The organism is Niabella hirudinis (assembly GCF_051201075.1).
GTDB lineage: Bacteria > Bacteroidota > Bacteroidia > Chitinophagales > Chitinophagaceae > Niabella > Niabella hirudinis.
The window spans coordinates 312,998-336,381 of sequence record NZ_JBPEHJ010000004.1 but is presented as its reverse complement, the minus strand read 5'-3'; the positions used below and the strand labels follow the sequence as shown (position 1 = coordinate 336,381).

Annotated in this window: 20 protein-coding genes; 13 read left to right on the top strand and 7 right to left on the bottom strand. The window is 46.8% G+C overall.

The features are described 5' to 3' along the window. Positions 1-79: 79 nt before the first annotated feature. The gene (locus GGU45_RS10370; RefSeq protein WP_435224454.1) at positions 80-1,795 is read left to right on the top strand and encodes an FAD-dependent oxidoreductase; all 1,716 of its coding nucleotides are present in this window, start codon (positions 80-82) and stop codon (positions 1,793-1,795) included. Positions 1,796-1,959: 164 nt separating this feature from the next. Further along, positions 1,960-3,276 carry a 30S ribosomal protein S12 methylthiotransferase RimO gene (rimO, locus tag GGU45_RS10365; protein WP_435224452.1) on the top strand — a complete coding sequence of 439 codons (1,317 nt, stop codon included), beginning with the start codon at positions 1,960-1,962 and terminating at the stop codon, positions 3,274-3,276. Between the two features lie 181 nt (positions 3,277-3,457). Here the strand turns inward: rimO and GGU45_RS10360 are convergent, their stop codons facing one another. Continuing rightward, positions 3,458-3,610: an AP2/ERF family transcription factor gene (locus GGU45_RS10360; protein WP_435224450.1), complete on the bottom strand. Its 153-nt coding sequence runs from the start codon at positions 3,608-3,610 to the stop codon at positions 3,458-3,460. Positions 3,611-3,738: 128 nt separating this feature from the next. On the opposite strand from GGU45_RS10360, the gene GGU45_RS10355 reads away from it, so the two are divergent. Continuing rightward, positions 3,739-4,191: a hypothetical protein gene (locus GGU45_RS10355; protein WP_435224448.1), complete on the top strand. Its 453-nt coding sequence runs from the start codon at positions 3,739-3,741 to the stop codon at positions 4,189-4,191. Between the two features lie 239 nt (positions 4,192-4,430). Then, a complete protein-coding gene (locus tag GGU45_RS10350) occupies positions 4,431-5,327 on the top strand; it encodes an alpha/beta fold hydrolase (RefSeq protein WP_435224446.1) in 897 nt (298 codons plus the stop codon). A gap of 369 nt (positions 5,328-5,696) precedes the next feature. On the opposite strand, the gene panB is transcribed toward GGU45_RS10350, so the two are convergent. The 3 genes from panB to ppk1 all read right to left on the bottom strand — a co-directional run bounded on the left by panB (position 5,697) and on the right by ppk1 (position 9,590). Beyond that, complete coding sequence (panB, locus tag GGU45_RS10345; RefSeq protein ID WP_435224444.1) at positions 5,697-6,512, bottom strand: 3-methyl-2-oxobutanoate hydroxymethyltransferase; 816 nt, start codon at positions 6,510-6,512, stop codon at positions 5,697-5,699. A gap of 132 nt (positions 6,513-6,644) precedes the next feature. Further along, entirely contained in the window at positions 6,645-7,535 is an 891-nt protein-coding gene (locus GGU45_RS10340) for a Ppx/GppA phosphatase family protein (protein ID WP_435224442.1), read from the bottom strand. Beyond that, positions 7,536-9,590: a polyphosphate kinase 1 gene (gene ppk1, locus GGU45_RS10335; protein ID WP_435224440.1), complete on the bottom strand. Its 2,055-nt coding sequence runs from the start codon at positions 9,588-9,590 to the stop codon at positions 7,536-7,538. A 300-nt stretch (positions 9,591-9,890) separates the two neighbouring features. On the opposite strand from ppk1, the gene GGU45_RS10330 reads away from it, so the two are divergent. The 6 genes from GGU45_RS10330 to GGU45_RS10305 all read left to right on the top strand — a co-directional run bounded on the left by GGU45_RS10330 (position 9,891) and on the right by GGU45_RS10305 (position 15,056). Beyond that, positions 9,891-10,382 carry a YajQ family cyclic di-GMP-binding protein gene (locus tag GGU45_RS10330; protein ID WP_435224438.1) on the top strand — a complete coding sequence of 164 codons (492 nt, stop codon included), beginning with the start codon at positions 9,891-9,893 and terminating at the stop codon, positions 10,380-10,382. A 331-nt stretch (positions 10,383-10,713) separates the two neighbouring features. After that, positions 10,714-10,962: a type B 50S ribosomal protein L31 gene (locus GGU45_RS10325; protein WP_435224436.1), complete on the top strand. Its 249-nt coding sequence runs from the start codon at positions 10,714-10,716 to the stop codon at positions 10,960-10,962. Between the two features lie 95 nt (positions 10,963-11,057). Then, positions 11,058-12,182, top strand: a complete 1,125-nt coding sequence (locus tag GGU45_RS10320; RefSeq protein ID WP_435224434.1) for a putative sugar nucleotidyl transferase — start codon at positions 11,058-11,060, stop codon at positions 12,180-12,182. After that, the gene (gene tpiA, locus GGU45_RS10315; RefSeq protein WP_435224432.1) at positions 12,179-12,940 is read left to right on the top strand and encodes a triose-phosphate isomerase; all 762 of its coding nucleotides are present in this window, start codon (positions 12,179-12,181) and stop codon (positions 12,938-12,940) included. The genes GGU45_RS10320 and tpiA overlap by 4 nt, the downstream gene beginning before the upstream one ends. A 231-nt stretch (positions 12,941-13,171) precedes the next feature. Further along, complete coding sequence (locus GGU45_RS10310; RefSeq protein ID WP_435224430.1) at positions 13,172-14,425, top strand: oligosaccharide flippase family protein; 1,254 nt, start codon at positions 13,172-13,174, stop codon at positions 14,423-14,425. Next, the gene (locus tag GGU45_RS10305; RefSeq protein ID WP_435224428.1) at positions 14,412-15,056 is read left to right on the top strand and encodes an acyltransferase; all 645 of its coding nucleotides are present in this window, start codon (positions 14,412-14,414) and stop codon (positions 15,054-15,056) included. The genes GGU45_RS10310 and GGU45_RS10305 overlap by 14 nt, the downstream gene beginning before the upstream one ends. A 13-nt stretch (positions 15,057-15,069) precedes the next feature. On the opposite strand, the gene GGU45_RS10300 is transcribed toward GGU45_RS10305, so the two are convergent. After that, positions 15,070-16,257, bottom strand: a complete 1,188-nt coding sequence (locus tag GGU45_RS10300) for a sigma-54-dependent transcriptional regulator (RefSeq protein WP_435224426.1) — start codon at positions 16,255-16,257, stop codon at positions 15,070-15,072. Positions 16,258-16,317: 60 nt separating this feature from the next. Then, entirely contained in the window at positions 16,318-17,307 is a 990-nt protein-coding gene (locus GGU45_RS10295) for a pyruvate dehydrogenase complex E1 component subunit beta (RefSeq protein WP_435224424.1), read from the bottom strand. Between the two features lie 104 nt (positions 17,308-17,411). On the opposite strand from GGU45_RS10295, the gene GGU45_RS10290 reads away from it, so the two are divergent. Both GGU45_RS10290 and GGU45_RS10285 read left to right on the top strand, forming a co-directional pair. Then, positions 17,412-18,407, top strand: coding sequence for a YpdA family putative bacillithiol disulfide reductase (locus tag GGU45_RS10290; protein ID WP_435224422.1), 996 nt, complete (start codon positions 17,412-17,414; stop codon positions 18,405-18,407). A gap of 232 nt (positions 18,408-18,639) precedes the next feature. Then, positions 18,640-19,848 carry an ATP-binding protein gene (locus GGU45_RS10285; protein WP_435224420.1) on the top strand — a complete coding sequence of 403 codons (1,209 nt, stop codon included), beginning with the start codon at positions 18,640-18,642 and terminating at the stop codon, positions 19,846-19,848. 153 nt (positions 19,849-20,001) lie between these two features. Here the strand turns inward: GGU45_RS10285 and GGU45_RS10280 are convergent, their stop codons facing one another. Further along, on the bottom strand, positions 20,002-21,189 hold the full coding sequence (locus tag GGU45_RS10280; protein ID WP_435224418.1) for an acetyl-CoA C-acyltransferase: 1,188 nt from the start codon (positions 21,187-21,189) through the stop codon (positions 20,002-20,004). 233 nt (positions 21,190-21,422) lie between these two features. On the opposite strand from GGU45_RS10280, the gene GGU45_RS10275 reads away from it, so the two are divergent. Then, the gene (locus GGU45_RS10275) at positions 21,423-22,640 is read left to right on the top strand and encodes an exo-beta-N-acetylmuramidase NamZ family protein (RefSeq protein ID WP_435224416.1); all 1,218 of its coding nucleotides are present in this window, start codon (positions 21,423-21,425) and stop codon (positions 22,638-22,640) included. Positions 22,641-23,384: the final 744 nt, after the last annotated feature.

The window sequence follows — 23,384 nt, the reverse complement described above, 5'->3', positions numbered from 1 at the left end:
AGAAGATTCTCAGTGAAGATCAGCGAAAAAAAGCGTTTTTACCTATATTAGCAATCATTTATACGATTGTTTAGCAACTATGAAGCGAAGAAATTTTATTGGACTGTTAAGCGGGAGCGGCGCCGGCGCTGCCCTAAGTTCAGCCCTCCCTTTTCATTTTTCCGCTGCCGATCCGGATGTGAAAATTATCAGGAACGACAATACGCTTAAGGCGGATGTAGTGATTGCGGGAGGCGGATTGGGTGGTGTTGCTGCGGCGCTGGCGTCCTTAAGGAATGGACAAACGGTGCTGTTAACAGAGGAGACCGACTGGCTGGGTGGCCAGCTGACGGCACAGGGGGTACCACCGGATGAGCACCCCTGGATTGAAACACATGGTGCTCCGCTGTCGTACCGTGATCTCAGGAACCGGATTCGCGATTATTACCGCCAGTATTATCCCTTAACCGAAAAAGAAAAAAACAATCCGCGTCTCAATCCCGGAAACGGCGCTGTTTCCCGGCTTTGCCATGAACCGGCTGTAGCGGAAGCCGTGATCCGTCAAATGCTGATGCCCTATGTTTCCAGCGGAAGGTTGTTATTGCTGATGCAGCACCAGATTTTAAAAGCCGCTGTGAGGAGCACAAGAGTGGTATCGCTCACCGCAAGGAATGCAAAAAACGGGGCACTGGTGGTATTGGAAGGTGCCTGGTTTATTGATGCAACCGAGCTGGGCGAGTTGTTGCCCTTAACGGGAACGGCATACGTAACCGGAACGGAATCCCGGAAGCAAACGGGGGAACTGCATGCAGCGGAAGCGGCTGATCCGGAAAACAACCAGGCATTTACCATGTGTTTTGCCATGGATTATATGGAAGGGGAGCGTCATATCATTCCAAGACCGGCGGACTATTTGTTTTGGAGAAACTATGTTCCCGCGCTCAACCCCGCCTGGCCCGGGAAACTATTGAGTCTGCAATATGCGCAACCTCAAACCCTGCAGCCAAAAGAACTGGGTTTTTCGCCGGATGGCAGGTCCACCGGAACACTCCTGAATCTGTGGAACTACCGGAAGATCATCGACCGCAAAAATTTTAAGGAAGGGTTTTTTAAAGGAGACATTACGATTGTTAACTGGCCGCAGAATGATTATATGCCCGGGAACATAGTGGATGTATCGCCCCGGGAATTTAAAAGGCATGTAGACCGGGCCAAACAGCTCAGCCTGTCCTTACTATACTGGCTGCAAACCGCGGCTCCCCGGTCCGGCGGTGGGCGGGGGTGGCCGGGACTGCGCCTGCGGAAGGATGTTATGGGTACTGCCGATGGGTTGGCAAAATATCCCTATATCCGCGAATCGCGAAGAATAAAGGCACAGTTCACGGTTCTTGAAGAGCATGTAGGCCGGGACAACAGGGCCCGGGTCGCTGCTTCTGACAAGGAAAAAGCTGCTTCGTTTTTTGACTCGGTCGGCATCGGCTATTATCACATTGATCTGCATCCCGGCAGCCGGGGCACCAATTATATCGATTTTCCTTCGCTGCCATTCCAGGTTCCGCTGGGGGCCTTGCTGCCTGTTAAAATGGAAAATATTTTTCCGGCCAGCAAGAATATCGGCACTACGCATATCACCAACGGATGTTACCGCCTGCATCCTGTGGAATGGAGCATTGGCGAAGCCGTAGGGCTGCTGCTGGTATTTGCAAAGGCGCAGGGGGTATTGCCGGCAACCGTACGCGAAGACCGGGAGCTGCTGAAACGGTTTCAGGCATTTATACAGACCGAAGGTGTTGAAACTGAGTGGCCGGACTCATAAGTTGCCCGGAGGGTTTTAATTGTTTGGTTTGTAATCTACTAATAGATCCCAAGGGACGGCTTTGGCCATTTCTTCCGGGGGTAAATGCACTCACTGCGGGTGAATAACGTTGCATGTCGGCGTCTTATCGTACCTTTGCAGCTTCTAAAAAACAAAACCCCGGTTTGAAAGCAAGAACATTAAAGAAAGATAAGGTAAACATCATTACGCTTGGATGCAGTAAAAATATGGTGGACAGCGAAGTTCTGAGCGGCCAGTTGCTGGCCAATGAAATTGACGTGGTGCACGAGAACAAAAAGTTTGATCATAATATTGTAGTAGTGAATACCTGCGGCTTTATTGATAAGGCTAAGGAAGAGAGCATTAACACGATCCTGGAACAGGTGGAGTTTAAAAAGCGCGGAAGGCTGGATAAGGTCTATGTTACCGGCTGCCTGAGCGAGCGGTATAAGAACAACCTGGAAACAGAGATTCCGGAAGTGGACGCTTTTTTTGGTACCATGGAATTGCCCTTGATCCTGAAGCAATTTGAAGCCGATTATAAGACGGAGTTACTGGGGGAGCGGCTGCTGGCTACGCCTAAACACTATGCATACCTGAAGATTTCCGAAGGCTGCAACCGCACCTGTTCCTTTTGTGCCATTCCGCTGATGCGCGGAAAACATACCAGCAAAACTATGGAGCAGGTGGTGGCAGAAGCAGAAGGCCTGGTTAAAAAAGGTGTAAAAGAAATCATGCTGATTGCCCAGGAGCTGACTTATTATGGGCTGGATATTTATAAAAAACGGATGCTGCCTGATCTGCTGAACCGGTTGGCCGATATCCCCGGTTTGGAGTGGATTCGACTGCATTATGCATATCCTACAAAGTTTCCATTGGAGATCCTGGATGTAATGCGTCAGCGGGACAATATCTGCAATTACCTGGATATGCCATTGCAACACGCAGCGGATAATATGCTGGATGCCATGAAACGGCAGATTACCCGGGCAGAAATGGAAGATCTTGTAAGCACCATTCGTGAAAGGGTACCGGGTATTTGTTTGCGTACCACTTTAATAGCCGGTTTCCCCGGTGAAACACTGGACGATATTGAAGAACTCAAACAATTTCTGGCAAAAGAACGTTTCGACCGTGTAGGTATTTTTACCTATTCGCATGAGGAAGATACATCGGCGTATCAACTGGCCGATACCATTCCCCAGGAGGAGAAGGAGCGCCGTGCCCAGGAGATTATGGAATTTCAACAGGAAATCTCTTTTGAGCTGAACCAGGAAAAAGTAGGCAGAACTTTCAAAACACTTATCGATAAAAAAGAAGCCGGCCGCTACATCGGGCGTACGGAGTTTGATAGCGTGGAAGTGGACAATGAGGTGATCATCAACAGTAGCGAAAAATTAACGATCGGTGCCTTTTACAATGTGCAGATCGAAAAGGCCTATGATTACGACCTGGAGGGAATTGTAACCGGTAAATACTGAAGATACCTGGTTTAGAGTTTCAGGTTTAAAGCCCGCCTGACCGGACGCCGGTACGGACGGGGAAGGTTTAAGGTTTTGTACCTCATTGACTATTGATCATTACCCATTGACTCATCCTCACCATTGACCAGGTTGCTCTGATTGCCCCTAAAAGAAGAACTGGTCCCTGTTTCTGGTAAAATCAGGAATGCTGTTTAAAGTATTGAATTTCCCGTTCGTGATTTTTGGCGGCTTCAAGCGTATCAAAGGTTCCGAGGTTCCTCCGCTTATGTGTTTTTTTATCCGGATTTCGCGAATACAACCGGTACTTGCCGGATTTAAGTTTGCGTATCATCGCGTATTATTTTAACAATGAATAATAATGCTTCACTATCAAAGTGTTGAATAGCCTCATTATGATTGTGCAATAAACGGGCCGGCTATCCGGCAGCATTTTTGAGGCGGTATGGATAAACGACCACCATGAAAAAAGAAACGTCTTCCCAGAAAATGAATACAATCAGCGAATGTATCAACAGTGCTATAAAAGAAGGATACACAAGAGACTTTTTTATCAGTGGCCCGGGGCTTTCCTTTAGCGGAGCAGAGCGGCTTTATGCACCGGATGAAGTAATTATTAAAAATTTTTACCGGTTTGAGGGGGAAAGCGACCCGGCGGATAGCGCCATTTTATACCTGCTGAAAACCCGGGATGGTGCGCAGGGTACTTTATTGGATGCCTATGGTGTATACGCTGATGAGGACATTGCAGCATTTGTAAAAGAGGTAAATGAGATTCATAAGAATCGTCCGAACATCCGGACAAAACTCAGCCGGTATCTGAAAATTGGGATTGGTGCCGCCCTGGCCATGGGGGCTGTAGCAGGGCTGCTTTATAAAAGAAAGGGGCATGCTCATAGATGGGCTGTGGGTTAAACGGTGCTGCAAAAAAACATGGGGCTGTCTCAAAAGTTGCTTTACAGCATGATGTTATTCTGAACTTGTCATCCCGGGCTTGACCCGGGATCTATTCTTGTTTCAGAATCTGCTGACTAACAAGCATCATTAGATGCCGAAACAATCCCGGTCGCCATCGGGACGGCACGACAAAATAGGGACTTTTGATACAGCCTCATAAAAGTCTACATGAATTTAAAGCGGGCAAAAGAATAACTATGAAAATAATCTCCTACAAGGACCCGGTACAGGAAGAAATGATAGAAATCGCCTACTGCGATTACGGAAAGGGCCGGCCGGTGGTGTTGATACACGGCTGGCCGCTTAGTATGGAAATGTGGGAGTACCAGTTTTCGGATCTTGTAGACAATGGAAACCGGGTGATATCCTATGACCGGCGGGGCTTTGGTAAAAGCAGCAAACCCTGGATGGGGTATGAGTATGATGCGTTGACGGCCGATCTGAATGCACTTATGATACAACTGGATTTGAAGGAGGCGGTGCTCGTTGGCTTTTCGATGGGGAGCGGAGAAGTAGCCCGGTACCTGAAAACATTCGGACGCAACCGCGTCAGCCGGGTTGCGCTTATAAGCCCTGTGCTGCCGTTCCTGATGAAAACGGAAGGAAACCCTTATGGCATGGAGGCGGGAGTTTTTAGCGATATGATCACGGGGATAAAAACTGACCATATCGGTTTCCTGGAAACTTTTATGAAACAGTTTTTTGGAACCTCACTCCTGAACAGGTCGGCGAGCAAACCTTTGCTGGAATATTACCTGGGCCTGGCATCACGGGCAGCCATGCATGCCATGGTGCACTGCATTACGAGTTTTTCGGCAACCGACTTTAGAAGCGATCTTGAGGCCATGCATCTTCCGCTGCTCCTGGTACATGGAGATGAGGATCAGATTGTGCCAAGGACCGTAAGTTCCGACCGGCTGGCGGAACTGGTCCCTGGCGCCCAGTATGCGGTATACCCCGGGGCCCCGCATGGATTATTTTATACGCACCGCGGCCGCCTGAACAGGGACCTTGTAAATTTTATAAAGGGAATGCCTTATACAGAAGAGCAGGATGAAGAACTGCCGCCCATTGTTCCGCCTTTTCTTTTTTAAAATAGTTTTATATGAAGGCCCGCAATAAACTGAAACCGGACTGATAGCTACAGGAGAAGATCAAAGGGATCGCCGGGGTCTTTTGTTGCAGATTACCCTTGGGTTTTCCTGTTTATATCAAAGATTTTAGGGCGCACATAAAGGACGGCGCCATTTACTCCGGTAAAGTCATCTGGGGGTTGCCACTGAAGCACTGAAAATCTGCATCTCCTGTACTTGCCACAAAAGTTCTAAAACTCGGGGCCTTGGGCTTTCTACATAAAAAGCAAGGTATTGCTGCAGCATTAAAAAAATCTGTGTTTCTGTGTTTAAGTGGCAACAACACAGGATTTTAGTGGTTATTACTGCGATGTCGGAAAGAGGGCGCTATCAGTATTGCTCCTGCTCATTGGGGAAATTGCCCGATTGTACATCAGAGATATAATGCTGGATGGCAGTGGTAGCCTGCTCAAAAATGTTGAGGTATTGTCGTAGAAATTTTGGTTTAAACTCGGTGTTGATGCCCAGCATATCATGCATAACCAGCACCTGGCCATCACAATACCTGCCGGCGCCGATGCCAATGGTGGGAATATAGAGGCTTTCGGTAACCTCTTTTGCCAGAAGGGCCGGAATTTTTTCCAATACAATAGAAAAACAACCGGCTTCCTGCAGCAGCAGCACATCGTTTCTTAGTTTGTTGGCCTCATCGTCTTCCTTTGCCCGTACGGCATAAGTACCAAATTTGTAGATCGATTGGGGGGTTAATCCCAGGTGGCCCATTACCGGTATGCCCGCAGAAACAATTTTTTTTATAGAATCCACGATCTCTTCGCCGCCCTCCATTTTGACCGCATGGGCGCCTGTTTCCTTCATAATCCGGACGGCAGATGCGAGGGCAATTTCGGAGTTGGATTGATAGGCTCCAAACGGAAGGTCCACCACTACCAGGCAGCGCCGCGCCCCGCGGATCACCGATTGCGCATGGTAAATCATCTGATCCAGCGTGATGGGCAGTGTTGTTTCATGCCCGGCCATAACATTGGAGGCCGAATCGCCCACCAGGATCACATCAATACCTGCGCCATCAATAATCCGGGCAAAAGAAAAATCATAGGCAGTAAGCATGCTGATTTTTTCGCCGGCGGCTTTCATTTTTGCCAGTGTATGCGTGGTTACCCTTTTTACTTCTTTATTTATAGACATTTTCTGATTTCTGATTTCGACAAACCTACTAATATACGAAGAATACGGTTAGTACGAATCTCAAATTTCAAATCAAAATACGAAATGCCCGTAAATGTTGAAACCAATACTCATTTTCAAATTTTCAAATTCTCACATTTCCACATTTTCAATCTCCTCATAAAGGCTCTGGATCAACCCATCGGCCAGTCCGATTTTCGGAACAAGAATCTCTTCGGCGCCTACCCATTTTAGTACATTTATATAAATCAACAGGGCAGGCACAATAACGTCTGCGCGGTCCTCACGGAGCTTATAATTACTCATCCGCTCCTCAAGGGTCATATTGCTGAATTCCTTATAATAATCGCGAAGCAGCTCCAGCGAAAGCGGTCTCCCTTCCTTGCGTTTCGACAGGGAAAAAACCTTGTTGATATTTCCCCCGGATCCGATGCCGGTAATCTTTTTGATGCCTTTGATATGATTGCGGATATCACCTTTCATCTCCTCCCATTGTGCCTCGGTTACCTGTTGCTTCAGCAGGCGGATGGTGCCAATATTAAAGGAGCGTTTAAAGGTCATGGCCCCATTGGTAAAGCAGGTAAGTTCCGTACTGCCACCACCTACATCTATATACAGATAGGATCCATCCCGGGTAAGGTTTTCGGCAACATGGCTTTCATAGATCAGTGCCGCCTCCCGGTCGCCGGAGATGATTTCAATGTCGAGGCCCGTTTCTTTTTTTATCTGTTCGATAATTTGGGCGCCGTTTTTTGCATCGCGCATGGCGGCGGTAGCGCAGGCTTTTACCCGCTCCACGCCGTAAGCATCCAGCAGGTGGCGATAAGCCTTCATGGTGCTGAGTATATGCGCCGTTTTCCCTGGTGAAATTTCGCCGTTTTCAAAAACATCAAAACCCAAACGCAGGGGAACCCGGATCAGGTTGGATTTTATAAAATCAGGCTTGTTTTTTTTGATCATCCGCACATCTGTGATCAGCAAACGGGCGGCGTTACTGCCGATATCAATAGCCGCTAATTTCAACTATGAATATTTTTTTTGAATCAGGTAATTATAGATCACTTCCTGGGATCTTGTTTTTTTAGAAGTCGAATGTACATATTTATTTTTAAGTTCGTTATCCAGGAGGCGGGCTTTTACATTATCGCTCAGCTGGATGTTTAAGATATCAATCAGTTCTTTTCTCAGCTCCGGGTCGGTCACCGGGCAGGTTGCCTCTACACGGTGCTCAATATTTCTTAGCATCCAGTCGGCAGAAGAAAGGAATACCCGGGGATTGCCCCCGTTATGAAAAACAAACACACGGGCGTGCTCCAGGTATTCGTCCACGATACTGATGGCCGTTACCTTATGTTTGAACCGTTTGTTTTGCGAAAGCATACAGAAGATACCGCGTACAATCAGTTTTACCACCACACCTGCGCGGGCGGCTTCGTAAAGTTTCTGGATCATCTCGATGTCTGAAAGCGAATTCATCTTAATGATCATTTCTGCTTTTTTGCCTTTGCGGGCCAAGGCTATCTCGTGGTCGATCAATTTTGACAGGAAGGTCCGGATGAGATGGGGGCTGGGGATGATGGTACTGCATTTGGATAAAGCCTGTTCATTGATCTTTGGCTTTTCGAGGTATGCGAAGATCCGGTTAGCATCGGCCATTATTTTTTTATTGGAAGTCAGCAGGCAATGGTCGGCATAAATACGGGCAGTTTTTTCGTTGAGGTTGCCGGTACTTACAAATCCGTAATGCCCGGTTCGGGTTCCCTTTCTTTTTTTGATAACGCAGAGCTTGGCATGTACTTTCATGTTAGGGAAACCGGTTAAAACAGTGGCGCCCACATCCTCCAGGCGCTGTTTCCATTCCATATTCGCTTCCTCATCAAAGCGGGCCTTCAGCTCCAGCATTACCGTTACTTCCTTGCCGTTCCGTACGGCATTGATGAGGGCGTTAACGATTTTGGATTGGGAGGCCAGGCGGTAGCAGGTGATTTTTATGGATACCACTTCGGGATCGAAGGCTGCTTCGCGGATGAGGTCGATAATGGGTGTAAAGCTATGGTAGGGGTAGCTCAGCAGTACATCCCGGTGCATGATTACATCGGAAATGCGCTGGTCCAGCAACAGCGGATGGTCAAAAGGTTGTTTCCGTTTACTCAGATTTTTGAAGGCTTTAGAAGGAAAATCGATAAAATGCCTGAAATTATGAATCGCACCCGCAGGGCTGATGGCGTCTTGCTTGCCAAAGCCCATGCGGGTAACAAGGTAATTCAAAAGCTCGGGATCCATTCGCTCATCATAGGTGAAGCGAACGGGTGTGCCTTTTTTCCGGTTCTTTAAACCTGTTTCCAGTTTCTGAATAATAGAAGTGTTATCGGCGGTGTCAATATCGAGTTCGGCATCACGGGTAAACTTAAAAATATGGGCACTGAACTCATCGTAACCCAGAAAGCGGAAAATATGCGGGAGGTTGAAAATGATGGCATCCTCCAGTAGTATAATATCGTGCTGACTTGCTCTGGAGGGCAGCTCAATAAAACGCCCGACGGCGGTAACCGGTACTTCAATAATGGCGTATTTGCGATCCTGCCGGTTGTAGCTTTTACGCATCACCACGCCCAAAAAAATAGACTTATCGCGGAGCGTTGGAAACTTCCTGATGTTTTCAATCATCAGGGGAATGATATTCGGGCCGATCTCCGTTTCGTAAAAGTCCCGGATGAATTTTTTTTGATTATTGGTGAGCTGCGCTTCGGTGCGAAGATAGATCTGGTGCCGGTTGAGGCTGCGTTGTACATTTTTCCAAACCCGTTCAAAAGCCTCCTGCTGGTCGACCATCAGCCCGTGAATCTGCTCCAGTATTTTTTTAGGATTCTTTTCGGGGTGCATATTCATTTTGGACTCAATCCGCAGCATGCGCTTAAGCGAGGCAATCCGTACCCTGAAAAACTCATCACGGTTGTTGGAAAAGATCCCGAGGAATTTGATCCGTTCATTAAGCGGAACAGTAGGGTCCGCTGCTTCCTGTAGCACGCGGCCGTTAAAGGCCAGCCAACTGATGTCCCGGGGTATAACCTTCTGCATATCTTTTCGGTGTATATGCACAATAATAACACTTTATCGGCAGAATTATCGATGTGGGCGTTCGCATGGATTTTAAATAATTATTAAATGTGGAAATGTGGAAATGTGAAAATGTGAGAATGTGGGAATTTGAAAATGTGAGAATGTGGGGATATGGGAATGTCCTGTTTGTCAACAACATTTTACGCCGATATTTTACATTTTCCGAAGTTCTTAGTACTTTTAAATTTTACATTTCTCAATAACATATCACAAACAACATTTTACAAACAATATATCGTTAATTTTAATTTTTCAGATATGCCTTCATTTGATTTTACCAGTAAAGTAGACGCGCAGGCGCTGGACAATGCCGTAAACGTGGTGAAGAAAGAGATTACCAACCGTTTTGATTTTAAAGGATCTCATGTAGTGATGGATCTTGATAAAAAAACATTTAAGATCCATGTGGAAACCGATGATGATATGAAGATGAAACAATTGCTGGATGTGCTGGTAAGCCGCGCGCACAAGCAGGGAATTGCCCCGGAAGCATTTGACCTGGGGAAGGAGGGAAGCCAGTCGGGAAAGGCCTGGAAAAAAGAAATTGAAGTGCGCAACGGTATCCGGCAGGAGGATGCCAAGAAGATCGTAAAACTCATTAAGGATGCCGGCCTGAAGGTGCAGGCTTCTATTCATGAGGATGTGGTGCGGGTAACGGGCAAAAAGATTGATGACCTGCAGGAGGTGATACAGGCTTCAAAAGGCTGGGAGCTGGGCCTGCCGCTGCAGGTGGAGAATATGCGGAGTTAGGGGGATTTGAAAATGTGAAAATTTGAAAATGTGAAAATTTGAGAGTGACAGCGAACCCGATTGATACTGAGCAAGGGGGATAAAAGTGATGGGTCTCGTCTGTTATCTGCATGATCTGGGGGAGAGGCGATACTGCATTCTTTCAAATAAATACTATTAGTATTCATACGTTGAAATGTGGAAGAAGCATTGGGGTACCCCGGGTTGCTTGTTTCCGGATTTTAAATTTTACATTCATTATTTTACATTTAATATTTTTCGTACCTTTGCACCTCAAATTTTATTCACAACCGTACGGCAAAATCCGTACAACCTTAAAAATCATATAATTATGAAGCAAGGGCTCCATCCACAAAGCTACCGTTTAGTAGTTTTTAAAGACATGAGTAACGGCGATACTTTTTTAAGCCGTTCAACTGCAAACTCAAAAGAAACCGTTCAATGGGAAGATGGTAATGAATACCCGGTAGTAAAACTGGAAATTTCAAGCACTTCACACCCTTTCTTTACCGGTAAAAATATGCTGGTGGATACGGCTGGTCGTATCGACAAATTCAAAAAGAAATACGCCAAGAAGTAATTGGTTTAATTTTTTCATCCCGCCAGAGCGGGGCAAACCCCGGAGCCCCCGGGGTTTTGTTTTGCCCCCATTTCTGTTTATCTTAGGTGCCTTATATGCGTTCCGTCATTTTTACCCATCAGCTTTATCAGCCGGAAAAGCTATTCCCTTTCAGCCTAACAAAGGCTGTGGAAGAGTTACCTGCAGGTATGATGAACAACCGCCGCCGTTGGGAGCAAATCGTTGAAAGGGAATTGCAACAGGGCTCCGGGCTTTACTGGTTCATCCCGGTGAACCTCCTGCCTTCCCGTCAATTGGTAGCGCAGCTCAAAACCTTTTCGGAAGGCGATTTTCTGCAGCTGGACAAAGGTGGTATCCTCATTGGCTATGGCAGGGCTGCCACTGATTTTTCCGGTACTCCCACTGGTCATATTCCGGAATCGGACGCCGATCTTATCGAATATGGCTGGGATATTTTTGAAAAAAATGCCCGCCTGCTGCGTTTCGATTTTGAGTTGCTTACGGCAGGCCGGCAATCGGCTCCTGTAGATGATGGGAACCGGCTGAGCACTGCCGGCGCGGTTTTTATAGAGGAGGGCGCCGATGTACGGTGCGCTTTCATTAATGCGGATAAAGGACCGGTATATATTTCCAGGAACGCCCTGGTGATGGAGGGTGCCTGCATCCGCGGGCCGGTATTTATTGGGGAAGGTGCCGTAGTAAAGATGGGCACGAGGATTTACGGGGGAACTACTATAGGTGCGTTTTGCACGGTAGGCGGCGAGATCAAAAACTCCGTTTTATTTCCTTTTTCCAATAAGGCGCATGATGGTTACCTTGGCGACTCTGTTATCGGGAGCTGGTGTAACCTGGGGGCAGGAACCAGTAACAGCAACCTGAAAAATACGGCAGGGAACATCCGTGTGCCTTTGCCATCCGGCGTTTATACGGCAGGCATGAAATGCGGAGTGCTGATGGGCGATTACTCAAAAGCCGCCATCAATTCCTCCTTCAATTCGGGAACCGTTACCGGGATCTGTGCCCATATCTTTGGGGCGGGACTTAGCCCTAAGTGGATACCTTCCTTTTCCTGGGGGTATGATGCAGCAATAATGTATGACCTGCAAAAAGCGTTAGAGCACCTGGAACGGTGGATGCAAACCAAAAAACAAACCATAACGGAAAACGAAAAAGCGTTAATTACCCAAATTTATAATCAAACAAAAACAAAGAAATCATGAGACAGCAAATAGCAGCGGCTAACTGGAAGATGAACTTAACTTATGTGGAAGGGCAACAGTTGCTGAAGGATATCCTGGATGAAAATATAGAAACCAGCGAAAACCAGCTGGTGATTTTTGGTATTCCTTTTCCCTACCTGATGACGGCAAATGAGAAGGTAAATACGCTGAAGAATTTTTATGTAGCAGCGCAAAACTGCTCCAATAAAAAATCGGGCGCCTATACCGGGGAAGTATCGGTAGATATGCTCAAATCACTCAACATTCAATATTGTATTATTGGTCACAGTGAGCGCCGGGAATATTTCAACGAAACCAACCTGGAAATTTCAGAAAAGCTGGATCTGTTGCTGGGAGCGGGTTTGAAACCCATTTTCTGCTGTGGCGAGCCATTGAGCATACGCGAAGCCGGCACTCAGAATGAATATGTGGAAAAGCAACTGCGGGAATCCTTGTTTCACCTGTCGGCCGAGGATCTGAAGAATGTAGTAATTGCCTATGAACCCATTTGGGCGATTGGCACCGGTAAAACTGCCACTACAGAACAGGCTCAGGAAATTCATGCCTACCTGCGTTCGGTAATTGCAAAGCAGTATGGAGCTGAAGCAGCAGATGGTGTTTCTATCCTTTACGGTGGAAGTGTGAAGGCTAACAATGCAAAAGAGTTATTCTCCTGCCCCGATGTGGATGGCGGCCTTGTTGGCGGAGCTTCGCTTGTTGCGGTGGATTTTGTGGAGATTATTAAGGCGTTGAAATAGTCCCACTGCGATGATGATGGCATCAGTGCCGGGCAAGGAGTACCTGGTTGTGAGAGGCTGTCTCAAAAGTATCCTATTTGTCATGCCAACTTGTTTTGGCATCCCAAAAAGATGAATTATCAATAGATTCTGAAATAAGAATAGATCCCGGATCAAGCCCGGGATGACATCTTCAGAATGACATTGCGTAGTTAAGGACTTTTGAGGCAGCCCCTGATTAATTTTAGCATCATGCAACTTAAAAAACTATTTATTGCCACCAGGGGAAATTTTTTGCCATTACTTGCCGGCAATGTTGTGTCAAAATTAGTTTTAGCTTTTGGGGGTATTTTCCTTGCAAAATATTACGGCCCCGAGCGGTATGGCTTTTATAATGTTTTTGTAAGCTATGTGCTGATTGTGTCCATGATCGCCAGCCTGCGCCTGGAAAATATCATTGTGCTAACAGACCGGGAGGATGCCGCAAGAAACCTTTTTCGCGCTATTTTATGGGTAGGAATGGTTTTTATTCCGGTTTTTTTTGTCCTGCTGCTGTTTACCGGCGTTCCCTTTTTTGAAAAGCCGGAGATCCCTGTTTATATTTATATTCTCTGTGGGCTATGCTGTCTGTTTACACTGGTCAGCAACGCTTTTGCAGAACTGTTTACGCGGCTTGGCCGGTTCCGGGTATTGGCAACGGGTACCGCCCTGAGCGGTTTTCTTACCGTTTTATTGCAGCTGGTATTTTTGCTGACGGGGGTAAAAGATTGGGGCCTTCCGTTGGGGTTGGCGCTTTCCGTATTTATTACCATTGTTTATTTTGGTATTAAAGATCATTCCCGTTTTTCCTTCCCCGATCTTCAATACGTAAAAAAAACAGTTTCGGCGCACCCGGGCATTATACGGTACACATTTTTATCCGACATTATTAACAATATAGCGAACAACAGTATCCCTATTCTTATATTGGGATATTTTAGCCAAAAGGAGGCCGGGGTATTTTCGATGGCTATGAAAGCGATCTCTATCCCGATGTTAATTCTGCATCAGTCTGCATCGCGGGTTTTTTTTAAAAAAGCGACGGCCTTATTTCATGAACGCCCTGCTGCATTGCGTGCTTTTGTAAGACGAATTTCGTATAACAGTGCGCTTCTTACCCTGTTTTTTGTGATCGTTATGAATACGGTGGGTGTGTATGTTTTGAACCGGTACTTTGGCGCTTCGTGGAATAATATCGGGGTTTACATACTGATCCTTTCTTTTTGGATCGTATCAAGAAGCGCGGTTATCATCATTTCCCCGGTAACGATGGTCATCCGGAAAAATCATTATTCTTTGCTGTTCAACGTTTATTTTTTGCTGATTACTTTTTTAGCTTTTTATTTGGGAGCTTTGAAGGAGAGTTTGCCATTAGCCGTGTCTCTTTTTTCATTTCTTTCGGGTGCGGGCTACCTGGTGCTTTTATTTTTTATAATGAGTGTATTAAAGCAATATGAAAACGTATAAGAAGGTGTTTCAAGGTCTGGACTTTGTTTTCTGGGGCTGGTTGGTCAATTGGGCCTATCCGCAATATTTTCGTCAAAGGTATGGGTACATGAAATACTGGCGGTTGTTTTTCGGGTACGTTCTTCCTCAAAAATTGTTCCGCATCAATGCTGCCGTTTCCTGGCCGGTTCATTTTACCTCAAAGGTTGCTTGCTGCGAAAATATTCAAAAGGGGATTCTCTGTGATCCCGGCGACAGCCCGGGGGTCTATATCCAGGCGATGAACGGGATTGTTTTTGGAAACAATATCGGCATTTCCCCCGGCGTAAAAATTATATCGGCCAATCATACCAGGGGAAAGCTCCGCAGCTCCCATGACATAGCGCCTCCAATAAAGATTGGCAATAATGTAATGATCTACGCCAACAGCATTATTTTGCCTGGGGTTGAAATCGGGAATAATGTTATTATAGGTGCGGGCTCGGTGGTTACAAAAAGTATTCCTTCTGACTCCATAGCGGTCGGAAACCCCTGCAGGGTAATCAGGGAAAATATTCCTTATACTGAAGACTTTTCGGAGGTGGTTTTTAACAGGAGGATACCGGAGCGGTTTAGAGCGTATCTGTATTCATTAAAAGATACGGCAGTGTAAAATTTACAGAATTTTATCCAATTGCAACATAATTGCCCACGTCTCCGGCCGTGATCGTTTTGCCGCTCAGGATCACCAGGCGCTCCACAACATTCCGGAGTTCCCGGATATTTCCCGTCCAGTTATATTGCTGTAATGATTCAATAGCGGCTTCGTCAATTCCTTTCTTTGTAATGCCATAATCTTTGCAGATATCGTCAAGAAACTGGTCTACCAGCAGGGGTATATCGTCTTTGCGTTCGTTGAGAGAAGGCACATTGATCAGGATCACACTCAGGCGGTGGTAAAGATCAAGCCGGAAGTTTTTGTCTTCCACTTCCTGCAGCAGGTCCTTATTGGTGGCGGCAATTACCCGTACATCCACGCTGATGTCCTTATCGGCGCCCACGCGGGTGATCTTACCTTCCTGCAGGGCCCGCAGTACCTTGGCCTGTGCATTCAGGCTCATATCCCCGATTTCATCCAGGAAGAGCGTGCCCCCATTGGCCTGTTCAAATTTGCCGATACGTTGTTTTATGGCGGAAGTAAAAGATCCTTTTTCGTGACCGAATAACTCAGATTCGATGAGCTCTGTGGGTATGGCGGCGCAGTTTACTTCTACAAGGGAGCTGTTGGACCGGTTGCTGAGTTCGTGGATCCAGCGGGCTACCAGTTCCTTTCCTACGCCATTGGCGCCGGTTACAAGCACACGGGCTTCGGTAGGCGCCACTTTGTTGATGGTATCTTTAATTTTTTGGATGGGGGCTGAAGTGCCCACAATTTCCTGCACCCTTGAAACTTTTTTGCGCAAGACCTTAGTCTCCGCCACCAGGGATGTTTTTTCCATGGCATTGCGGATGGTTATAAGGAGGCGGTTAAGATCCGGGGGTTTGGAAATAAAATCGTAGGCGCCTTTTTTAACGGCTTCTACAGCGGTTTCAATATTGCCATGACCGGAGATCATGATGATGGGAACATCCGGGGCAAGGGCATTGGCCTTTTCCAGAAACTCAAGGCCATCCACTTTGGGCATTTTAATATCGCAGAGAACGGCGTTAAAGGTCTTTTCTGAAAATAACTTCAAACCTTCTTCACCATTTGTTGCTTCTGTAATCCGGTAGCCTTCAAAAGAAAGGATCTCCGAAAGTGTTTTCCTTATTGATGCTTCATCATCAATGATCAGGATCTCGTGTTGATTGTCGTTGTTCTTGATTTTAGGCACAGGACCATTTTAATTTGATTCACAAGACAGGTAGCATTGGTTCCGGAACCTGGCGGCAACCTATTTCTTCATGTACATGACCTCTTTTACCAGCTTCACCGTTCTGGGCACATCCGGCAGGGCGGCGGCTACCAGGTTGGCAGCATAGTGCAAAGGTGCGTCCGCAGCGGTAATCCGGCGAATGGGGGCATCCAGATAATCGAATGCATCTTTTTGCACGCGGTAAGATATTTCTGATGATATGGAAGCAAAGGGCCATTGCTCTTCCACAATTACCAGCCGGTTTGTCTTACGCACCGAAGCAAGGATGGTGTCCATATCCAGGGGGCGAATGGTTCTCAGGTCGATCACTTCTGCGCTGATCCCTTCTTTTTCGAGCTCTGCAGCAGCACCGAGCGCTACCTTCATCATTTTGTTAAATGAAACGATGGTAACATCGGTTCCGGCCTTCTTTACATCGGCCTTACCCAGCTCAATATAGTATTCTTCTTCAGGCACTTCCATTTTATCGCCATACATCACTTCGCTTTCCATAAACATCACCGGGTCTTCTTCATACCGGATGGCTTGTTTTAAGAGTCCCTTGGCATCGTAGGGTGTGCTGGGTGAAACTACTTTAAGCCCGGGAATATTGGCATAGAGGGATTCAAATGCGGTGGAATGTTGTGCGCCCAATTGCCCCGCAGAACCGTTGCCTCCTCTGAAAACGATAGGGCAGGAAATTTGCCCACCGCTCATTGCCAACATTTTAGAAGCGGTATTTAAAATTTGATCTAATGCAAGTACAGCAAAGTTCCAGGTCATAAACTCCACAACGGGGCGGAGACCATTTTGAGCAGCGCCCACGCCAACAGCGGCAAAGCCCAGCTCGGAAATGGGGGTATCGATCACCCTTTTTTCGCCAAACTCTGCCAGCATTCCCTGGCTCACTTTGTAAGCACCATTGTACTCAGCTACTTCCTCGCCCATCAGAAATACACGGTCATCGCGTCTCATTTCTTCGCTCATTGCCTCTCTGAGGGCTTCTCTGAAAGCTATACTCCTTGCCATACTTTGTAAATTGTCATTTTAAGAGTGGCAAATTTAAGTGAGAAGCGGCAGAATACCAAAGAAGGAAATTTGGGATTTGGGCGCCGATTCTTGAAATTTGCGGGATGCAGCATTTTTCGATCATTATTATTGGCGGCGGTCCAATTGGGCTGGCCTGCGCCATTGAAGCACAAAAGGCCGGAATGGACTACGTGGTACTTGAAAAGGGAGCCCTGGTCCATTCGCTTTACAACTACCCGGTAAATATGACCTTTTTTTCCACATCGGAACGGCTGGAGATCGGGGGGGTACCTTTTGTATCCAATAATCCCAAACCTGCAAGAAATGAAGCGCTGGAATATTACCGCCGGGTTACCAGCTCGTTTAACCTGAATATACGGCTGTTTGAAGGCGTGGAGCAGGTTACCCGTACGATGGACCTGTTTGAAGTGGTTACTGTTCAAAATGCCTATACCGCCGATCATATTATTATTGCTACGGGCTTTTATGATATTCCCTACCTGCTGAACGTGCAGGGTGAGGAACTGCCCAAGGTAACCCATTACTATAAGGACCCCCATTACTATGCTTTCCGTGATGTAGTGGTAGTGGGAGCCATGAACTCGGGGGTTGATGCGGCGTTGGAAACCTGGCGCAAAGGAGCCCGGGTTACCATGGTGGTACGTGGCCCCGAGATCGGATCAAGGGTAAAATATTGGGTGCGGCCGGATATCGAAAACCGCATTAAGGAGGGCTCCATAAAGGCTTTTTTTAATTCCACGATCCGGGAAATAAGATTGCAGGAGGTGGATATTGATACACCGGAGGGACTTGTAACACTTAAAAATGATTTTGTGATCGCGGCCACCGGTTACCAGCCCAATCTCCGGTTTTTAGAGCAGATTGGCATAGAACTTAGTCACGATGAAGTCCGGTGCCCCGTGCTGGATCCGGATACCCACGAATCGAGCATAAAAGGTATTTACCTGGCAGGCGTGATTTGCGGGGGGATGAATACCCACCGGCTGTTTATTGAAAACTCACGGGAGCATGCGGTGAAGATTATGAAAGCGATTAGCGACAGGCTGAAGGTTGAAAGCCGTTTCAGGTTCAATGTTTAAAGTTTCAGGTTGGGTCCGTTGTTATACTTCATATTGCCTTCTCATTTTCAAATTTGCATATTACACGCTCAATGTGAGTTGGATAAATATGAATGAGTTAGCAAATTTTATTTAAGTAACTGTGTAATTTGAAAATATAATTTTCAAATTACACTATAATCCTGATTAAATGATGTAGATTGAAAATTAAATTTTCAAATTGTATGATTATTGCTAACTTTGTTGTTTTATAATGGAACAAGTTATTCATCGTGTTCTTGAAGCCAAATTATCCGGCGCGCTGAATAATAAACCGGTGGTAGCGCTTTTAGGCCCACGCCAGGTAGGCAAGACCACATTGGCGCTTCAAATAGCTGGTTTAAACCGGGATAAAAAAGTGGCTTATCTTGACCTGGAATTGGATTCCGATCTTAGCAAACTGGAAGACGCGGAAGGATACCTGCGTCGTTTTGAAGACCAGTTATTGATCATAGACGAAATACAACGAAAGCCGGATCTTTTTCCGCTGTTAAGAAGTTTGGTGGATATACGCAAGCGATCGGGAGAAAAATCTTGTCAATTTTTATTGTTGGGGTCCGCCTCCCGTGATCTGCTACAGCAGTCTTCTGAAACACTGGCGGGAAGAATTCGTTACCTGGAGTTAAGCCCTTTTTCGGTATTGGAAATCAGTAAAACGGACCCGTTGGGATTTAATCCGGAAAAATTGTGGTTTAGAGGTGGGTTTCCCGACAGTTATTTGGCATCATCCGATGATGAGAGTTGGGAATGGCGCGTTGATTTTATCGGTTCCTATGTTGAACGGGATATTCCATTGATGGGACCGAATATAATGGCCTCCCGGATGAAAAGGTTTTGGACCATGCTGGCACATTATCACGGGCAACAGGTTGTGTTTTCTGAACTGGGCAGGAGTCTGGAGGTCAGCCATACAACGATCCGCAACTACCTGGACATTCTTACAGATTTCTATATGGTACGCCAGGTGCAGCCCTGGGCTGGTAATACCAGAAAGCGGCTTGTAAAATCGCCTAAGATTTATTTGCGCGATACGGGTATTTTGCACACTCTTCTGAAAATTTCGGATTTTGATAGTCTGCTTGGGCATCCGGTTGTTGGGGCCAGTTGGGAAGGCTTTGTAGTAGAAAATATCATAGCTGCTTTATCCAGTAAATGGCAATACAGTTATTTTCGGTCTTCAACTCAGGCAGAAATTGATCTGGTACTGGAAGGTCCGGGTAACCAGGTATGGGCGATCGAAATAAAACGCTCTTATGCCCCAAAAATAAAAAGAGGCTTTCACACAGCCTGCGAAGATGTGGGCGCAACCCGTAAATTTGTCGTTTACCCAGGAACAGAATGGTTTTCATTGCCGGAGAAAACGGAAGCCATTGGTGTTATTGAGTTTTTAAACTTAGTACAGCAGCATGAAGCATCGCAGTAACGGAGGGTGCATCATCAGGGATCAGCCAGCGATTTTGTTTCAGGTTTCAGTTCAGGTTTAAAGTTCCAGGTTCAATGTTTAAAGTTTCAGGCTGGATCCGTTGTTATACTTCATATTGCCTTCTCATTTTCAAATTTTCATATTCCCAAATTTTCAAATTACATTTTCAATCACCATCGCGCTGGCGCCGCCGCCGCCATTACAGATGCCGGCTGCGCCATACCGGCCGTTTTGCTGTTTTAATATATGAATCAGGGTAACCAGGATACGGGCTCCGCTGGCGCCTAAAGGATGCCCAAGGGATACGGCGCCCCCGTTAACGTTCACTTTTACCGGATCCAATTTCATACGCCGTGTATTTTCAATACCCACCACGCTGAATGCTTCGTTCAGTTCCCAAAAGTCGATATCGGTCATAGTTAAACCGGCTTTTTCGATGGCTTTTGGAACTGCAAGGGAAGGTGTTGTGGTAAACCATTCCGGCGCCTGCTCTGCATCGGCATAGGCCAATATTTTGGCCACCGGCTTCAGGCCCAGTTCATCGGCCTTTTCCTTGCTCATGAGCACCAGCGCCGCTGCCCCGTCATTCATAGTGCTGGCATTGGCCGCTGTAACGGTACCGTCTTTTTTAAAAGCGGGCTTCAGCGTTGCCATTTTATCAAATTTTACATTAAAAGGTTCCTCGTCTTTTGAAAAAATAACCAGGTCGCCTTTGCGCGAAGGAATTTCAACCGGAATAATTTCAGCATCAAATTTTCCGGCATCCCAGGCTGCCTGGCTCCGGCGATAACTTTCGGTAGCAAAAGCATCCTGCTCTGCTCTTGAAATGCCGCATTCGCCGGCGCACAGTTCGGCCGCAATTCCCATTGCTTCGCCATTATACACATCGGTGAGCCCATCTTTTGCCAGGCCATCAACAACTGCTGTATTTCCATATTTATTACCCCATCGCATTTTATCCAGGTAAAACGGAACATTGCTCATACTCTCCATTCCGCCGGCCACAACAATATCAGCATCGCCCAGGGTAATGCTCTGCACCGCCACAGCAACCGCCTTCATACCGCTTGCACATACCTTGTTAATGGTAGTGCAATTGACGGTATCCGGTAATCCGGCAAATTTTGCAGCCTGTCGGGCGGGGGCCTGGCCCAGGTTGGCCTGTAATACGGCACCCATAACAACATCATTTACCCGGGCAGGCTCAATACCGGCTTTGGCAAGAGCTCCCCTGATGACAATGGCGCCCAGCTGTGTAGCGCTTAACGCAGTGAGTGCTCCCCCAAAACTGCCCAGCGGGGTGCGTACGGCCGACAGGATATATACTTCTTTTGGTAACATTATTGTTGTTTTCAACAAAAGTAGGGGATTTTTCTTTTCATTAACGAGTGTTAGTGTTTCTGCTGCTGAAACGCAGAAACACCGTTTTTTTTAATTTAGTCCCGGCGGTGGCGTTCCGGATGCGGACGGGTGCAAAAAAAAGATGTTATGCCCCTGGTGGTGATGAAAACGTACTTTTTCCCGCTGAAGCCGTATTTTAGCAATGATTCGATCTGAATTTGTAAAACAATGATATGAAGCTTATTTTCTTGAACCTGTTCATGATGGCCGCATGTATTTCCTGCGCCACATCGCGCGTAGCGGACCCGCAAACCGGCAAACAGGCCGCCATCAGGACCGGCGCGGACCAAACAGAAAAATATGTTCCGTACCTGGCGGGAAAAAGGGTAGGAGTACTGGCCAACCCCACAACAAGGATCGGGGATAAACATCTTGTTGACAGCTTGCTGGCGCGGGGTATCAAAATTGTAAAGGTCTTTGGTCCCGAGCATGGCTTCCGGGGCGATGCGGATGCCGGCGCCTCAGTAAGCGATGCCGTAGATGCTAAAACAGGCGTACCGGTTATTTCTTTATACGGAAAAAAGAGCAAGCCTTCAAAAGAGGATCTGGCCGATGTAGATATTATGATCTTTGATGTACAGGATGTGGGTACCCGGTTTTATACCTACATTAATGTAATGGGGCGTATTATGGAGGCCTGTGCCGAAAACAATAAGGAACTGCTGATCCTGGACCGGCCCAATCCAAACGGATACCTGGTAGACGGGCCGGTGCTGGATATGCGGTTGAAATCCGGTATTGGGGCGTACCCGATACCCATTGCACATGGACTAACCATCGCGGAGCTGGCCCAAATGATCAATGGAGAAGGGTGGCTGCCCGGTAAAATGAAGGCAAGGATCAAAATCATCCCCGTGGCCGATTATACCCACGATATGCCGTACACATTACCGGTGGCTCCATCCCCTAATCTGAATACCCGGCAAAGTATTTTATTATATCCCTCTCTTTGTTTGTTTGAAGGTACGATCATCAGTCAGGGGCGGGGTACTTATTATCCTTTTACCGTATTGGGCGCTCCGGCGTTAAAGGGGAAATATGATTTTTCTTTTACCCCGGTTGGGATTAAAGGAATGAGCGCTACCCCCTTGCATAAAGATCAGGCCTGTTATGGACTGGATCTGCGGGAATATGATATGACGGAACTGATCCGCAAGCGCCAGATCAATATCCGTTGGATGATCGACCTGTACAAGGCTTACCCCAATCCATCGAAGTTCTTCGACAGAACGCAAAGCAACCAGATGGGCGATATTGATAAACTGGCGGGTGTTTATGATTTTAAAAAACAGATTACCGGCGGGAACACAGAAGCGGAGATCCGTAAAAGCTGGGAGCCGGGGTTGCAGGCCTATAAAAAGATGCGGAAACAATACCTGTTATATCCCTGAGTCAAATTTGAAAATTTGAGAATTTGGATCCCGATGGTTCGCATGCGCGTCAGGTTAAGGACAGATCATGTTGCCATGAAATATAGTACGGGTAAGCCTTTCACGCCAAGAAGATCGCATCTTTTAATGGCAAACAGGCGCAGCACCCCGTTGATCCTTATAACGATGAGCGCCCAAAACATCCCGTAGCCGCAGGCGCGGCGGTAATTTCCTGTCCACCGCTTGTACAAACCGCATGATTAGGGCCTGCTGTTTAACCGGTACTCAAGCAAATTAGACGGTAAGACAATAAGTTCTGGTTTTCGAGGAGCGAGAATGCAACAAGCAAATTGGAGCCAACCCTGCAAAACTCTTGCATTTCATTTTTTTGTAGCCTTTTTGTTTGCCCAAAAAGGGCTCCGGAATCGGTTACAGCTCGATTCCGGAGGGGGTGCTTCTATCGGCTTTAGTACAAAGTGGTAGGTCCGCCGCACAGCGAAAGATAAAATCAAGTGGAAAAGAAATCAGGGTGCGGGCCCTACTTAAACAGCAGACCCTAATTACCGGTGCGCTGCCCGTCCGAACGCCAGCCCGACAAGGCATTCTGGCGGGGTTCATCCGGGCGGGCAGCTTTCAGGAGCAAAAAATAACTTGACGCCTATGCGCGGAGCGGGACAGGTTGTGGAAATGTGGGAATAGGCAATGGTCAATAGTTCCTTGGGCATGAAACTGAAACAAAAGAAGTGTGAAAATGTATTTCAACTT

Excerpts from the sequence above, each read along its gene's own strand:
- GGU45_RS10370 (WP_435224454.1), top strand. The coding sequence starts at position 80 with ATGAAGCGAAGAAATTTTATTGGACTGTTAAGCGGGAGCGGCGCCGGC.
- GGU45_RS10360 (WP_435224450.1), bottom strand. The coding sequence starts at position 3,610 with ATGATACGCAAACTTAAATCCGGCAAGTACCGGTTGTATTCGCGAAAT.
- GGU45_RS10355 (WP_435224448.1), top strand. The coding sequence starts at position 3,739 with ATGAAAAAAGAAACGTCTTCCCAGAAAATGAATACAATCAGCGAATGT.
- GGU45_RS10350 (WP_435224446.1), top strand. The coding sequence starts at position 4,431 with ATGAAAATAATCTCCTACAAGGACCCGGTACAGGAAGAAATGATAGAA.
- panB (WP_435224444.1), bottom strand. The coding sequence starts at position 6,512 with ATGTCTATAAATAAAGAAGTAAAAAGGGTAACCACGCATACACTGGCA.
- ppk1 (WP_435224440.1), bottom strand. The coding sequence starts at position 9,590 with ATGCAGAAGGTTATACCCCGGGACATCAGTTGGCTGGCCTTTAACGGC.
- GGU45_RS10330 (WP_435224438.1), top strand. The coding sequence starts at position 9,891 with ATGCCTTCATTTGATTTTACCAGTAAAGTAGACGCGCAGGCGCTGGAC.
- GGU45_RS10325 (WP_435224436.1), top strand. The coding sequence starts at position 10,714 with ATGAAGCAAGGGCTCCATCCACAAAGCTACCGTTTAGTAGTTTTTAAA.
- GGU45_RS10320 (WP_435224434.1), top strand. The coding sequence starts at position 11,058 with ATGCGTTCCGTCATTTTTACCCATCAGCTTTATCAGCCGGAAAAGCTA.
- tpiA (WP_435224432.1), top strand. The coding sequence starts at position 12,179 with ATGAGACAGCAAATAGCAGCGGCTAACTGGAAGATGAACTTAACTTAT.
- GGU45_RS10310 (WP_435224430.1), top strand. The coding sequence starts at position 13,172 with ATGCAACTTAAAAAACTATTTATTGCCACCAGGGGAAATTTTTTGCCA.
- GGU45_RS10305 (WP_435224428.1), top strand. The coding sequence starts at position 14,412 with ATGAAAACGTATAAGAAGGTGTTTCAAGGTCTGGACTTTGTTTTCTGG.
- GGU45_RS10295 (WP_435224424.1), bottom strand. The coding sequence starts at position 17,307 with ATGGCAAGGAGTATAGCTTTCAGAGAAGCCCTCAGAGAGGCAATGAGC.
- GGU45_RS10290 (WP_435224422.1), top strand. The coding sequence starts at position 17,412 with ATGCAGCATTTTTCGATCATTATTATTGGCGGCGGTCCAATTGGGCTG.
- GGU45_RS10285 (WP_435224420.1), top strand. The coding sequence starts at position 18,640 with ATGGAACAAGTTATTCATCGTGTTCTTGAAGCCAAATTATCCGGCGCG.
- GGU45_RS10280 (WP_435224418.1), bottom strand. The coding sequence starts at position 21,189 with ATGTTACCAAAAGAAGTATATATCCTGTCGGCCGTACGCACCCCGCTG.
- GGU45_RS10275 (WP_435224416.1), top strand. The coding sequence starts at position 21,423 with ATGAAGCTTATTTTCTTGAACCTGTTCATGATGGCCGCATGTATTTCC.